Origin of the sequence: Paenarthrobacter sp. NPDC089714 (assembly GCF_044748905.1) — a bacterium.
Taxonomy (GTDB): domain Bacteria; phylum Actinomycetota; class Actinomycetes; order Actinomycetales; family Micrococcaceae; genus Arthrobacter.
Genome location: NZ_JBIVGX010000004.1, coordinates 261,145 through 275,184, shown reverse-complemented (window position 1 = coordinate 275,184; position 14,040 = coordinate 261,145). Strand labels below are relative to the sequence as shown.

The 14,040-nt window shown below is 63.1% G+C and carries 14 protein-coding genes; 2 read left to right on the top strand and 12 right to left on the bottom strand.

Annotation, left to right across the window (positions count from 1 at the left end; genetic code table 11):
- Positions 1–222: 222 nt before the first annotated feature.
- The 7 genes from ACIPY3_RS10070 to ACIPY3_RS10040 form a co-directional block, all read right to left on the bottom strand.
- Entirely contained in the window at positions 223–705 is a 483-nt protein-coding gene (locus ACIPY3_RS10070; RefSeq protein ID WP_400333343.1) for a hypothetical protein, read from the bottom strand.
- A 63-nt stretch (positions 706–768) separates the two neighbouring features.
- Positions 769–1,137: a GNAT family N-acetyltransferase gene (locus tag ACIPY3_RS10065; RefSeq protein WP_400333704.1), complete on the bottom strand. Its 369-nt coding sequence runs from the start codon at positions 1,135–1,137 to the stop codon at positions 769–771.
- 202 nt (positions 1,138–1,339) lie between these two features.
- Positions 1,340–1,843, bottom strand: a complete 504-nt coding sequence (locus ACIPY3_RS10060) for a GNAT family N-acetyltransferase (RefSeq protein ID WP_400333340.1) — start codon at positions 1,841–1,843, stop codon at positions 1,340–1,342.
- A gap of 46 nt (positions 1,844–1,889) precedes the next feature.
- Entirely contained in the window at positions 1,890–2,489 is a 600-nt protein-coding gene (locus tag ACIPY3_RS10055) for a class I SAM-dependent methyltransferase (RefSeq protein WP_400333337.1), read from the bottom strand.
- A gap of 147 nt (positions 2,490–2,636) precedes the next feature.
- Complete coding sequence (locus ACIPY3_RS10050; protein WP_400333334.1) at positions 2,637–3,500, bottom strand: hypothetical protein; 864 nt, start codon at positions 3,498–3,500, stop codon at positions 2,637–2,639.
- Positions 3,497–4,054, bottom strand: coding sequence for an RNA polymerase sigma factor (locus ACIPY3_RS10045; RefSeq protein ID WP_400333332.1), 558 nt, complete (start codon positions 4,052–4,054; stop codon positions 3,497–3,499). The genes ACIPY3_RS10050 and ACIPY3_RS10045 overlap by 4 nt, the downstream gene beginning before the upstream one ends.
- Positions 4,055–4,191: 137 nt before the next feature.
- Positions 4,192–4,905, bottom strand: a complete 714-nt coding sequence (locus ACIPY3_RS10040; protein WP_400333329.1) for a hypothetical protein — start codon at positions 4,903–4,905, stop codon at positions 4,192–4,194.
- Between the two features lie 287 nt (positions 4,906–5,192).
- On the opposite strand from ACIPY3_RS10040, the gene ACIPY3_RS10035 reads away from it, so the two are divergent.
- Both ACIPY3_RS10035 and ACIPY3_RS10030 read left to right on the top strand, forming a co-directional pair.
- A complete protein-coding gene (locus tag ACIPY3_RS10035; RefSeq protein ID WP_400333326.1) occupies positions 5,193–6,365 on the top strand; it encodes a WXG100 family type VII secretion target in 1,173 nt (390 codons plus the stop codon).
- Positions 6,366–6,405: 40 nt separating this feature from the next.
- Positions 6,406–6,879, top strand: a complete 474-nt coding sequence (locus ACIPY3_RS10030; protein ID WP_400333323.1) for a hypothetical protein — start codon at positions 6,406–6,408, stop codon at positions 6,877–6,879.
- On the opposite strand, the gene ACIPY3_RS10025 is transcribed toward ACIPY3_RS10030, so the two are convergent.
- The 5 genes from ACIPY3_RS10025 to ACIPY3_RS10005 form a co-directional block, all read right to left on the bottom strand.
- Positions 6,876–7,925, bottom strand: a complete 1,050-nt coding sequence (locus ACIPY3_RS10025) for a Gfo/Idh/MocA family oxidoreductase (RefSeq protein WP_400333320.1) — start codon at positions 7,923–7,925, stop codon at positions 6,876–6,878. The two genes, ACIPY3_RS10030 and ACIPY3_RS10025, sit on opposite strands and share 4 nt — an antisense overlap.
- A 211-nt stretch (positions 7,926–8,136) precedes the next feature.
- Positions 8,137–9,867 (bottom strand): ABC transporter family substrate-binding protein, encoded by a 1,731-nt coding sequence (locus ACIPY3_RS10020; protein ID WP_400333318.1) that lies wholly within the window; start codon positions 9,865–9,867, stop codon positions 8,137–8,139.
- Between the two features lie 68 nt (positions 9,868–9,935).
- Positions 9,936–12,083 (bottom strand): dipeptide ABC transporter ATP-binding protein, encoded by a 2,148-nt coding sequence (locus tag ACIPY3_RS10015; RefSeq protein WP_400333315.1) that lies wholly within the window; start codon positions 12,081–12,083, stop codon positions 9,936–9,938.
- A complete protein-coding gene (locus ACIPY3_RS10010) occupies positions 12,080–13,051 on the bottom strand; it encodes an ABC transporter permease (RefSeq protein ID WP_400333312.1) in 972 nt (323 codons plus the stop codon). Before ACIPY3_RS10010 ends, ACIPY3_RS10015 begins: the two co-directional genes overlap by 4 nt.
- The gene (locus tag ACIPY3_RS10005; RefSeq protein WP_400333309.1) at positions 13,051–14,034 is read right to left on the bottom strand and encodes an ABC transporter permease; all 984 of its coding nucleotides are present in this window, start codon (positions 14,032–14,034) and stop codon (positions 13,051–13,053) included. Before ACIPY3_RS10005 ends, ACIPY3_RS10010 begins: the two co-directional genes overlap by 1 nt.
- Positions 14,035–14,040: the final 6 nt, after the last annotated feature.

The window sequence follows — 14,040 nt, the reverse complement described above, 5'->3', positions numbered from 1 at the left end:
CTCCCCGAGCCGTAGGGCGGGCTTGGTAACTGAAAGCTCCGGATGGTTCGCCTGAACTTCCCAGTTCTTGGGGCCCACAGGACTTCAGAGTTGAGGGCCTGTCCATGCCGATCAGGTCAAGACCGTCAGTGGGTTGGCGGCCACACGGAGTCGAGGTCTCCCGGGCCGCTGTGAGTTCACGGCTCTGGGATGCCCGTTACGGGATCCTCCACCGGACGGTCTTCAATCGAGGCTTAGAATGCAGTGCTTTCCGGTGGTTTGACCGTCTACGTCGAACCCGATTTGCAGCGTTCGGGCACTGGGCGGAGGTACGGGGGTGTAAATCCAGAGTGCATCCCACTCTGTTCCGCTACCTGCCATCTTGCCGCCTACACGACGGTACTCGGTTCCGACGTCGTCAGTGAGTTCGATGCCAATCTGATCGAAGACAGCGATACTCGGCATCTGGGGAGGATATTCTTCCTGACCAGCAACTTCTAGATCTTTGTCTCGTTCAGACCAATCCTGAAGGTCTCTCAAGAACTGGCTATCTCGAAGTTGGGTTTCGGTGCCGCGGATACCGTTTAGGTGCAGGTGGACACTCTGTTCGCCTGCCATTTCTCCTACGTATCCGGGTGCCATATCCAGGTTGATACCCGCGAAACGTACGTCAATTCCGTCACTGTTCGCAATGACAAGGTCTGATGGGGCGGAAATGATGTTCATTGGCTCACCCTAGTCATCGTTCGGCCTGTTGCCCGGGTTAAGGCCGTCCCTCAAGCCGATCGCCTACCGGGACGCCTTGAAAAGGATGAGCTCTGACTGACCGCTGTCAGCGGTCACTCCGCGAATCTCCGAGAATCGGGCGACCGGCCTGAAGTTGAGAGCCTCATGCATCCTGATGGATGCCGTGTTGTGTTCGTTCGTGAAGTAGTACGCAATCGAATCCCGGGACCAGATCCATTCCAATCTCGCCCAAGTTAGTGCAGAACCGATACCTCGCCGGCGGAACCCCGGAGCGACTTCCACGCCACCGAGATAGTGGCCCGCTGGGGCGTTGCCTTCGGGTTCTGGGTGGAGATGCGTCTTGGCCACGCCGACTACTTCATCCTGTGTGACAGCCACCAGAACGACGCGGTCGCTCCTTGGAGCGATCATCGCACTGGTCCAACGAGTTCGGCCACTGGCATCACAGACCGCCTTCACCTGTCCCAGGTCATCCATGGTGGCTTCACGAACCTGCATAGGCACAGAGTACCCGGAGAGCTGAACTGCTCCGTCGTTCCCGCCCGCGAGCCAGTGGCTCTGCGGATACTCCAGCGTCCGTTAGGGGATCCTCCAGCGGGCGGCCTCGGACCATCTACAGCTGCATACTCAGAACTGTTCGGGCGGGGATACTCCCGCCCAGATCATCAGCGATGCGGTGCATTCCGATTTTCTCAGCCACCCGCTCTGAAGCTCTATTGTCCGGATGGATGATGGCTACCAGTTCCGTGGCTGCAAGATTTTGTCGGGCGTAGTCGCGACAAGCGGCGGCTGCTTCTGTCGCAAACCCTTGGCCGTGCAGGTCGGAGCTCACGTGGTACCCGACCTCAAGCCTCTGTGCGCCGTTCACCTGCTGCCAGGTCAGGCCGCAGTCGCCTATGAACTCGCCGTTATGCGTTTCGACGATCCATAGGCCGTACCCGTGCTCCGCGTAGTTCTCACGATTCCAACGGATCCAGCTTGCTGCTTCTTCCCGAGACTTGGGTGCGGGATAGAAGCGCATCACCTCGGGATCTCCGAGCAACGCGGCCATGTTGTCGAGGTCCGCATCCGTCATCTCACGGAATTGCAATCGATCAGTCGGTTGTGGGGTTGGCATGCAATGACTCTATTTCCAATGGAAGCTAAGCCCGCAAGTCGATCCTTCAGCGGACAGTGGCGGTTATGGCAGCATGGGGACGCTTGCCGGGGTCTTGGCGCATATCAATCTCCAGCACGCGGAAACCAGCTTCTGCCAGCAGGTGCCCCATGTGCTCGGTGGACCAGTAGTAGGCAGTAGTTACTGCGTGTTGGAAAGGTGTACCAGGCGGGCCGTCGAAGAATCCGAGGAGTAGTTGTCCTCTCGGGGCAAGGACCCGAGCGAATTCTTCTAGTGCCATGGGCACTTCGTCTGGGGGAATGTGAATGAGGGAGTACCAGGACAGCACGCCATGCAAGGTCTTGTCTGGGAAGTCCATGTCACGGAAGGATCCCACGCGAAAGGGCACGTCGGGGAAGCGAGCGCGGGCGCTCTCGATGAATTCAGGGACATGGTCGATCCCTTCTATCGTCGAGTTTCGTTGGTGCAGGTAGTTAGTCCAGTGGCCTGGTCCGCACCCGGCGTCGATCATTTGACCGTCGATGCCCGCTGCCCAACGCCTGATGCGTTGCTGATCAAGCTCGTGCATATCCTCAACAGAACCAAGAATGCGGGTGTACTCGGCGGCGTGGGTCCGGTACGCGGCCCGGGTAGGTTCGTTCCCCATCTTTACGAGCCTAGTCCCACCAGAATGCTCACACTGGACCAACAGGGATGCCCATAGGCCCGCCCGTTAAAGTGCCCGGTGAACGTACCTCAAACGCTGCACACTCGCGCAGACCTCAAAGCAGCCGGTCGGACCCGGCACGATTCATCATTTCGCAGGGCCACCCGGCGCTTTGGGGACCTCCGGGATCAAGTTCGACGGCAACGTCTCCGGAAGGGTGGACGGGCCCAAGCTCGGGGGAAGCGCCGGCTCCCCGAGGGATGGCGGTGTGACAGGAGGCGCTGGCAGCGGCACCTTGCCTGCGTTGCCCTGGTCCTTCGGCGGCTGCGACACTTCGGCGGCCGGGACCTTGCCCGTCTGCGAGGGCACTGATCCAGAATTGCCTGGCTTGCCATCCTCCGTGGGGACGGCTCCCTCCGTCGATTGAGGGGCAGCCGGTGCCGGCTGGACTCCGGAGGTTGGCGGCACTGCCGGATGCTTTTGCACGGGAGCCGGGGCCGGAGTGAACTGCGAAACCATCGAGCCTACGGCCGCGCCAAGATGCTGGATGGTTGCCGGGATACCGCCTTCCTGGGCAGCGGCAGCGGTTGCTCCACCGCCCAGGGCTGCAGCCACCGCAAGTCCTGCGATGGCAGCCCGGCGCTTACGACGGCGGGCGGCCAGTTCGTCTTTCACTGGCAGCGCAGTGGTGGGCGTTTCAGTGGTGGTTGGTGCTGCGGCGCCGGAGGGCGTTTCGTCGGCGGGCAGCCCAGGCGTGGAGCCGACTGTGGTGAGTACCGCCGTCGGCAGCTCTTTCACCGCGAAGGCGCCTTCCGCCGTCGTGAGCTTGGCGGTGGGTGCGTCGCCAACCATCAGGGCGCGCACGGCATCGGAGGGCAAAGGCGCGGTATCCGCGAGCGAGCGAAGCTCCAGGAGTTCGTCGCGGACATCGCTGCCGTGCGGGAACCCGGAGTCGGCCAGCAGGCGATCGATGGCGGATTCCGCCTGGCGCCGCGGGTTGTGTTCGCTCATGATGTGCCATTCCTTTGCAAAGCGCGCTTCCCCAAAGCCTTCTTTCGCAACGCATTCAGTGCCCTGCGTTGCAGCTGTTTGACGGCACCTTGGGATTTGCCCATGATGTCCGCCGCTTCTTCCACGGAGAGGTCCGCGACCACGCGCAGGGCCAGGACCTCCCGGTAATCGTCGGCCAAGTCGTCCATGAGTTCGGTGACCCCCAGGGCGCCAACAGCCTGGTCCTCGGCGGAAGGGGCGCTCCGGCTGTCCAGGTCCGCCTCATACGGAGTGGGCTCGGGGGTGCGTTCCCGTTTCCGGTAGTGGTCCACCATCCGCGCGTGGGCGATGGAGAACAACAGTGTCTTGGCCCCTTGCAGCCCTCCGTGCAGGGTGGCGAGCTTGGGGTAGAGGGCCAGGAAGACGTCCTGAGTCACAGCTTCGGGATCATCCACGCCGCGTGCGCGGAGGTAGCCGAAGACCGGCCCGGAGAAGGCATTGTAGGCAGCCGTGAACAGCAGGGCGGGATCGTCGTGATCCGCCTGCACATTCTCTTCAACCAATGGGTTCAGCACCCGCGGATGCCTCCATCCAACGCAGCGCAGCGACGTCCCGGGGCCCGTGGAACCGTCGACGCTGCCATCCGTTTCGTAGCGAGGGCTCCTGGTACAAACCGAGGAGCCCTCGCCCTTAAACCGTAGCCGCCAGGTCCTTAGCGGACAGAATCGAGTGCTGCGCCGGGGGCTGCCGGTACGTGGGTGGGAACCTGCGAAGGCACCTGCGAAGGCACCGCCGGAGTGGCGGGTACTGCGGGAACGGCCGGGAGCTCAGGCGTCGCGGGGACGGCGGGCACAGCCGGAACGGCCGGGAGCTTGGCATCCACCGACGCGCCCGCGTTTGCCGAAGCGTTGGCATTGGCATCAGCCTTCAGGCCGGCAGCCTTGCCTGCGTCAACCACCGCTGCACAGTGCGCGTCAACCTTGGCTTCGCCGCCCGCGGCAACAACCAGGGACTGGTAACCGGGAACCTTGGAATCCGACTGCAGGCCGCCGTTGAGGAAAGCAGTGCACAGACCGAATGCTTCCGGCGTCGCCTCGATGGCGTCACCGGCTACTGATTGTGCCTTGGCTACGGCGTCTTCAGCCTTGGCCTGGCCGGCGTCCTTGACGTCTCCAGCCTTGGCCTTTGCGGTCTCGACGGCGTCAGTTGCCTTGGTTGACGCGGCGTCCGTTGCGTCCGTGGCCTGGGCAGCTGCTTTGTCAGCGACAGGGGCGGGAGCACCCACCAGGTTGTGGGCGGTCTGCTGGATATCGGCGGGAAGCGCACCGGTGGCGGCGGCAACACCGGTTCCGCCGGCGGCAACCGCTCCGGCGGCCAGGACGCCCGCGGCGACTTTGCTGGTGGCGAGGACAGAGAACAAGGACATGAAACCCTCCGAAAAGTTTGGGGAGATTGCCCCGGCAGCGGACGGGCCGCGGCCGGATGATCAGCGTCCGGGACGTGGCCCGTACACCCCCTACATCGCTGTGGACCCCGGTGAGGTTACGCGCTCTCGAAGATTTCTTTTCGCGCCGCTCGCTGCCGGGGGAGATCTGCCCATCGCGGCCAGGCACTGGCAGCGGCTAGGCTCAGGGCAAACCCGGCCATGTCCTTGATCCAGGACGGGCTACACATATCGAAACGCAGGGGGATGCGGCTGTGGGACATGGTTTGATGGGTGCCGACGTTGGCGACCTCCGGCGTCTTTCGCAACAGATGGATGCCGACGCGGAGAAGATCACCAACCTCCAACGCCAGCTCTCCTCCCTGGTCCAGGACGGCCATTATTGGCGCGGCAACGACGCCGACCGCTTCCGCAGCCAATGGAACAGCGACCTGGCCCAGCGGCTCGGTGCCGCTGCCGCGTGCCTGCGGACCAACGCCAAGGCACTGCGCCGTAACGCGGCCGAGCAGGAACTCGCTTCCCGCGGCGATGCCTTCGTTGCCAGCAGCAGCTACTCCAACATCCGTGGTTTCTCCGTTGACCTCGGATCCTACGGACCCGTCCAGCTGGGTGCCGAGGGGTCCGTTGGAGTGGAGGGCAAGAGCGAGGCCCACAGTTCGATGGGTCCCAACGGACTCGAGTTCGGGGCCTCCGCCGACGGTTCAGCGGGCACCCGTTTTGTGGTCTCAAGCAACAGCAACCTTGGGCCGGTCTCGACAAGTACCACCAACGAGACGTTCATCGGAGCGCGGGGTGAAGGCAGCATCAGCGGACGCGTTCCCTTTGGCTTCAATCCTTTCGACCCCGCGTCCATCAAAGCCAGTGGCGAAGTGTTCGTGGGTGCGGAAAACATCACCACCACCAAGACCAACTTCCTGGACGGCTGGGTGAACAACACGTCCACGGTCCGCGCCATGACAGGCGCCGAGGCCAGTGCCCACGCCGGGAACAGCTCGTTCCTCTTCGGCGGAGGAGCCGAAGCCTTCGCCGGGCAAAAGGTCACGTTCGGTAATGAAACCGAGGTGGCAGGCGGACTGTTTGGCTTTGGCCAGGGCCTGGAAGTCCGCGGCGGTGCGTGGGCCAGTGCAGGCGAGGCGGAGGTGGGTAAGAGCAAGGCCGACGGCGTCACGGGCTCGGCTGCGAGCGCCGGGGCGGGCGCCGAAGCTACCCAGTCGCAGTACGTCGAATTCCTGGGCCAGCGCCTCACCACGTCGGGAACAGTGGCCGCCGGCGCCGGCGAGGGTTACACGGTCAAGGCTTCCATGGACGAGGACGGACTCACCTTGGGCGTTGGCGCCAAGATCACCGCCGAACTCGGCCTTGGCGCAGGCGCAGAAGTGCGGATCAGCCCGTCCGGCTTTGCGGACTCCGTCTCCGGCTTTGTTGATTTCCTGAAGAAGTAGCCCCGAACACGCCAGCTTTCCCGCAACCCCTGAGGATCCCATGCCATCGCACCAGATTTTCCCGTCCGCTGACTTCCCCGCCTACCCTTCCATCAGCGTCGATCCGCCCGAAGGATGGCGTACGCAGGTGGTTCCCGACGCCGTCGGCGCGCTCCTTGCCCCGGAAATATCCGGGGAGTACACGCCCAACGTCGTTATCTCCATGTCCCGCCGGGCTCCCGACTACCAACTGCGGGACATCGCAGCCTCGGTGGACGGTTTCCTCTCGTCACTCCCGGATGCCGTCCTGCTTGGCACCGAACCAGTGGTCATCAACGGACGGGACTGGCACATCCGGGAAGCGCGCTACACGCATCCGGATGCGGGATCGCTGACCCAATTCACCGCCGTGACCGTGGTTCACCAAGGCGTGGCTGCTGACGTGGTCCAGTTAACCGGCAGTTGCCGTTTCGTGGAGGGCAGCGACGACATCAAGGCCATCTACGCCGTGGTTGCCAGCGCCCAGATCGCCTAGACCGCGATCCTCCGTGCCTCCTCGATGAGCTTGAGCACGTCCACCGAACCGAGCGGATCCACAGGTACCGGAAGCGCGGAGGCCGTGCCGCCGTCGTCGATCTTTTCCGCAAGGAGGCGGTAGAACTCCGGGTAGGCCCCACGCTCGGTGGGCACGGTGGTCCGCTGTCCACTGACCTCGAGGGTCCCGTACTCCTCGGGACGTTCGACGCCGTACTCGGCGTCCGTGGGCAGCCCGCCGCCCAGGAGGAACGGCTCCTGCGGATCGGTACCGAACTTCGCGTACGCACCCTTGGTGCCGAGGACGCGGAATCGCGGACCGTGCAGGTGGCTGTTGAGGTTGAGGGTCAGGTGGCTCACCACGCCGGAATCGTGGCGGAGGGCAAGGAAAATGTCGTCATCGGCACGCTCCTGTGCACGCCTGGCCGCGATCTCGGCATACGTGACTTCCGCCGGCCCGAAGAACCGGAGCGCCAGGTCCAGAACGTGTGAGCCGAGGTCGAACAGTACTCCCCCGCCCTCGTCCGCCGTCGCGCCGGCCTTCCACGCTTTGGCGATGGATGGCGCCCAGCGCTCCATGCCGGACTCGAACCGTGTCACCGTACCCAGCGTCCCGGCGTCGAGCAGTTTCCGGACAGTGAGCGAGTCGCCGTCCCAGCGGCGGTTTTGGTAAACGGTGAGGACGCGGCCCTCCTTGGCGGCGAGTTGGATGAGTTCCTCGCCGTCACGGCTGTGGACCACGAACGGTTTGTCGACGACGACGTCGAGGCCGGCTTCCAGCGCGGCTTTCGCGAGCGGGAAATGGGTTGCGGGCGGCGTGCCGAGCACCAGGAGGTCCAGGTGGTCCGCGAGGGCCAGGATGTCCTCCGGGGTGTTGACGATCCGTGCCTGCGGATACCGCTGGCGTGCCTTGGCTTGGCGTTCCGGGTCCGACGTGGCGATGACACTGAGCTCGTAGGCAGCGTTGGCCGCGATGAAAGGTGCGTGGAAAACACTGCCGGACAGGCCAAAGCCCGCGACGGCGGTACGGATCGGCGAGGAGGTCATGCCCCAAGGCTACCGATCCTCTCTCAGCAAACCGCCCTTTTCCGGCATCCCTCTCTCATCGGGTGATAAAGGGATTGGTATTACGGGGTATTCGGTGAGAGAGGGATCGGGTTTTGGGGGTGTTCGGTGAGAGAGGGCTGGAAAGGGGAAGGCCGGGACCCTCCGCTGGTGCGGAAGTTCCCGGCCTTCTACCCGTCAAACTTCGGAAGGGTTAGCCCTTCTTCTTGCCCTTTTCCCAGCCGATGGTGGTCCAGTCGGGAACGTTGGAGTTGCTCTTGAACAGGGACGGACCGTAGTTGGCCAGGCCCGTGTGCACGAACTGGATCTCCGGGCCGTTGAGGACTGTACCCATGGAGAAGTACTTCTCCATGTGCTTCTTCTCTACCTCGACGGCAGCCTTGTTCCGCTCGGTGTCATCGGCGATGGCTGCCAGGCGCTTGATCTCGGCGTCCAGTTCAGCATCACCCAGGCCGTTTTCGTTGGTGCTGGATTCGTAGAACTGCTTCACAGCGTCGGTGGCATCCGCGCCCACGGTGTAGCCGGAAATGGTGAGGTCGAAGTCACGGGTACCCAAGACCTTGCCGAAGTCGGCGTCACCACGCTGGTCGATCGTCACGTCCATGCCTGCAGCCTTGAGCTGGGCCATCAGCGTCTGCGACGTGGCACCGGTGGTGGGGTCGTCGCCGAAGTTGGTGATCTTGAAGGCTACCGGGACGCCGTCCTTGGCCATGATGCCCTTGTCATTGGCGGTGTAGCCTGCGTCGGTCAGGACCTTCTTCGCGGCATCAGCACCCGTTTCCTTCACAGGGTAATTGTCCTGGTAGTACTCGGAGAACGGCATGAGCATCATGGAGCCCGAGCTCTCTTCGGACCAGTTCAGGCCGTTGAATCGGACGTCCCGGATGGCTTTGCGGTCGACGGCGGTGAAGATCGCCTTACGCACTGCGACGTCGGTCAGGGCCGGACGCTTGGCGTTGATGTTCAGGCCACCTGCGAACAGGCGCTGGCCGCGACGCACGTCGGCGTCCTTGGTGCCTTCGAGCTGCTTGTAGCGGTTCAGGGTGCGGGCGTTCGTGGCGTCGATTTCGCCGTTCTTGAAGGCGGCGATGGTGGCGCTGGGCTCCATCTGGCGCCAGATGATCTTGTCCAGGACCGGCTTCTGGCCCCACCACTTTTCATTCGGAACCATGGTGACGGTCTTAGCGGTGGCATCGTACTTGTCCACCTTGAAGGGGCCAGCCATCCACTCAGGGTGCATGTCGCCGGCGAAACCCTTGTTGAAGATGTCCGCGGTGTTGATGGCGGGGTGGATCAGGCCGAAGAACAGGCTTTCCAGCGGGTAGACCGGCTGGGTGGTGGTGACGATGACTTCCTTGTCGTTGGCACCTGCCTTGACCGAATCAACGAAGGCGTAGTTGCCTGCGGTGACGATGTCGATGGACTTGTCCTCGCCCTTGAGCATGTTCCACGTGTTTTGGAAGGTCTTGACGTCGATCGGAGTTCCATCATTCCAGGTCGCCTTGTCATTGACCTTGATGGTGATGGTCTGCTTGCCATCCTTGACTTCGCTCTTGACGTCCTCGCAGAAGTCCTTGTTGGGGGTCGCCTTGCCGTCGTAGTCGAGCTTCCAGCAACCGCCGATGCCACCGCTGCTGATGGCGGCCGTGTTGACCGGGGTCAACAGTGCGGAGCTGTCGGCACTGTTACCCACGTTGGAGTTGTTGTTGAAGTCGGGGCCAATGCTGCCCACTGCCAAGGTGACGGTGCCGCCTTGGTCCAGGTCCTTGGTTTCCTTGGCGTTGACGCTGATCAGCTTGCTGATGTCACCGCCCGCTTCTTCGGCCTTCTGGGAGGCCGGACCCGACGGCGTTCCCCCGCCGCAGGCGGTCAGCATCAGCGCTGCCGCGAGTGCTACGCCGCCGATCGTCGTGTACTTCTTCATGGTTTGCCCTTCATGTTTTACGACTTGGATTGCGAGTTGAATACAGGGTTCAAATGAGTCATGTGTCGTCAGGCATGCACCACCAGCATGTCGGCATCTATTTCTCCGTCCGGGAAGAAGCACGCGAAGTCCTGTTGCCCTTCCGAAGCCAGGGGCGGCTCCAGATTAAGGCACTTCTCCTGTTTCGCAGCAGGCAGCGCGGCAAAGACCGGGCAACGAGTCGCGAAGTTACATCCCTTCGGCGCATCCAACGGGCTGGGAAGGTCTCCCTGCAGGATGATGCGTTCACGGGTGCGTTCCACCTCGGGGTCCGGGACGGGGATCGCGGAGAGCAGCGCACGGGTGTACGGATGGCGTGGATTGTCGAACACGTCGTCCACGTCCCCGGCCTCCACGATCTTCCCGAGGTACATCACGGCCACCCGGTTGGAGATGTGGCGGACCACGGAAAGATCGTGCGCCACCATGAGGTAGCTCAGCCCGAGTTCGGCCCTGAGCTTGTCCAGCAGGTTGATCACTCCGGCCTGCACGGAAACATCCAGTGCTGATACGGGCTCGTCCAGCACCACGAGTTTCGGGTTGACGGCAAGCGCCCGGGCAATGCCGATGCGCTGGCGCTGTCCTCCGGAGAACTGGTTGGGGAAGCGGTTCACATGGTCCGGCTGCAAACCGACCAGCCGCATGAGTTCCATGATCCGCTTCTTGATGGCCGCCTTGGGCATGCCAAGGTTTTCCAGCGGCTCGGCCAGGACCTCGTAGACAGTAAAGCGCGGATCCAGGGCTCCGGTGGGGTCCTGGAAGACCATCTGCATTTCCTTGCGCATGGCCATCTTGGTCTTGTTGTCAGTGGCTGCTTTGTTGCTGACTCCGCCGATCACCACTTCGCCCACCTGGTCCGGATGGAATTCCATGATTTCCAGGAGCGTGGTGGTCTTGCCGCACCCCGATTCGCCCACGATGGAGACGCACTCGCCTTCGCGGATATCGAAGCTCAGCCCGTCCACGGCCTTCACCGTGCCGATCCGTCGCTTGATCAAGGCACCCTTGAGCAGCGGGAAGTGTTTCTTCACGTCCTTGAGTTCCAGGACCTTTTGGCGCTCGAGGCGGGGAACGCCGTCGAACTTTGACACCGGAACCGGCGGCGCGTGGAAAATCTTGTGCGCGTCCGCGTCGCCGGACAGCTTGTCCGACTTGATGCAGGCCGCACGGTGGCCGTCCGAGCCCGGCACCTTCCAGAGGTCCGGCTCACCTTCCAGGCAGGCTTCGCCAGCCAGCGGGCAACGCGGCGCAAAGGAGCAGCCGTTCACCGGCAGGGCCAGGTTGGGCGGGGTCCCCTCAATGGGAACCAGCGACTGCTTCTCGGACGAATCCACTCGGGGAACAGCGCCGAGGAGACCCAGTGTGTACGGCATCCGGGGGTTGTAGTAGATGTCCTCCACAGTCCCGGATTCCACGGGCTTGCCTGCGTACATGACCATGATGTCGTCCGCCATGCCGGCCACCACGCCAAGGTCGTGCGTGATCATCACGACGGCGGCACCGGTCTCCTCCTGCGCGGTGTGGAGGACTTCCAGCACCTGCGCCTGGATGGTGACGTCCAGCGCCGTCGTGGGTTCATCAGCGATGAGTACCCGCGGATCGTTGGCGATCGCAATGGCGATCATCACGCGCTGCCGCATGCCGCCGGAGAACTCGTGCGGGAACGCTTTGAGCCGGTCCTTCGGGCTCGGGATGCCCACCATCCGCAAAAGCTCGACGGCGCGGGCTTCTTTGGCCTGTTTGCTCATGGTGGGGTTATGCACCGTGAGCGCCTCGATGATCTGGTTGCCCACGGTGAAAACGGGGGTCAGCGAGGACAGCGGGTCCTGGAACACCATGGCAATGTCGTTGCCACGGTGCTTGCACATGGCCTTGTCGCTGAGGCCAAGAAGTTCCTTGCCCTTGAAGCGGACGGAGCCGGTGATGTCAGCGGTCTCGGGGAGCAGGCCCATGATGGCCATGGAGGTCACGGACTTGCCCGAGCCGGACTCGCCCACGATGCCCAGGGTCTTGCCTGGCATGAGGTCGAAGTCCACTCCACGGACCGCGTGGACCACGCCGTTTTCGGAGTTGAAGCGGACGTTGAGGTCACGGACACTCAACACGGCGTCGCCCGGAGCGTACAGGCCGGCGTCACGGAGCCGCTCGGCTGGAGTGTGGGAAATATTGGTGCTCATTTGCTGGCCTCCTTCACAGTCTTGGGTGTTTTGCGTTTCGCCCGTCCGATGGAGCTGGAGCTGGGGTCGAAGGCGTCGCGCAGGCCGTCGTTCATCATGGCGAGCGAACCCGTGAGGAGGAACATGACGATCAGCGGAACCCAGAACATCCAGGGGAAGGAGGACACCTGGCCTGTCGCCTGGCCAATCAGGACACCCAGGCTGACGTCCGGGTACTTGATGCCGATGCCGATGAAGGAGAAAGCAACTTCGGCCAGCACTGCACCGGTGATGCCGCGGGTGAAGTCCAGGACCAAGAGCGAGCCGATATTGGGCACCAGGTGGCGCCATACGATGCGGCGTGAAGGGACGCCCATGTACTTGGCAGCTTTCACGTAGTCGCGCTGCATGAGGGACATGGACAGGGACCGGACCAGACGAGCGGTTCCCATCCAGCTGAAGAAGAGCAACACGATGATCAACAGGAGCCAGCTGGGCAGGTCCTTGAGCCCGCCACTGCCGCTGGTTGCCACGGCGACCACCAGGATGGCGGGCATCATGATGAGGGCTTCCAGGATGAACAGCATGGTCGCGTCCACCTTGCCGCCGAAGAACGCCATGGTGCAGCCGTAGACCGCGGAGATCAGGACGGACAGACCACCGACGATCAGGCCGATGAAGATCGATGTCCTGGTTCCGTCCACGATGAGGGCCATGAGGTCGATGCCGGCCTGGGTGGTGCCGAAGAAGTGGTCCGGCGATGGGCCCATGCCGATGTTGAAGGGATCGATGGTGACCTTGTCCCACGGGGTCAGGAGACCGCCCAGCAAGGAGAACAGGAACAACGCCAGGAAGATCAGCAGGCCGGCCACGGCGGTTTTGTTCCGCATGAAGCGCCGGAAGATGATGCGGGATTTCCCGATCACCACGTCCGGGTCAGAAACCCGGGATTCCTCGATTTCGGCGATGGGATCAATGATGTTGGTCATTACTGGACCCTCACTCGTGGATCGACCAGCGTGGTGGCGAAGTCGGCAAGAATGGCGCCGATCGCGAAGATCACCGAACCGTAGGCCAGCGTGGCGGTGGCGACATTGACGTCCTGGAGTCCGATCGACTGGATGCTCCACAAACCAATACCGGGCCAGGCGAAGATGGCCTCAGCGAAGAAGCCGCCCGTGAAGATAGCAGGGATGGTGAAGGCGATGCTTTGGGCCACCGGGATGAAGGAGACCCGCAGGGCGTGTTTCCGAATGGCCTGGTTGCGTGTGAGGCCCTTGGCCCGGGCCGTGCGGACAAAGTCGGCGTTGACGTTGTCCAGCAGGTACTGGCGCTGGGCGATCTGGTAGCCCGCCCAACCGAAGATGGTCATCGCGAAGGTGGGCACGGCGTAGTGGGCCACCAGGTCGACGAAAGCCGGCCAGCCGGGGTCGATTCCCGGCGTCGAAATTCCTGTCACGAAGAAGATGCGCTGCCCCGCGGCCTCGTTGAGGCCGATGGCGCCCAGTTGGACCAGGAAGTAAGCGATGGGGGCGGGGAGGATGTGGACCAGGTAGCTGTAGGACGTGATGACGCGGTCCTGGTATTTGTACTGCCGGGCCGCCGAGTACACGCCCAGGGCCACGCCGATGATCAGCGTCAGGATGATTGACGCTATGAACAGCCGGGTAGACACCAGCACACGGTCGGCGAATTCGGCGTTCACGAAGGCGCCGTTCGGGCTGCGGCCCCAGTCCCAGCGGGTGACGATGCCGCCGAGCCACTCGACGTAGCGCTCCCAGGGATTCGCGTTGGGATCCAGGCCGAGGCCCTTGAAGGAGGCAGCCACTTGCTCGGGGGTTGGCCGCGGAATTTTTTCCTGCTCAAGCAGGGCCGGTTTGAGCGTGGAGACTGCCAGGAAGTATCCCGCACTCGTGGTCAGGAAGATCATGATCAGGTAGATGCCCGACCGCTTCAACAGATATTTCAGCATGTCGGG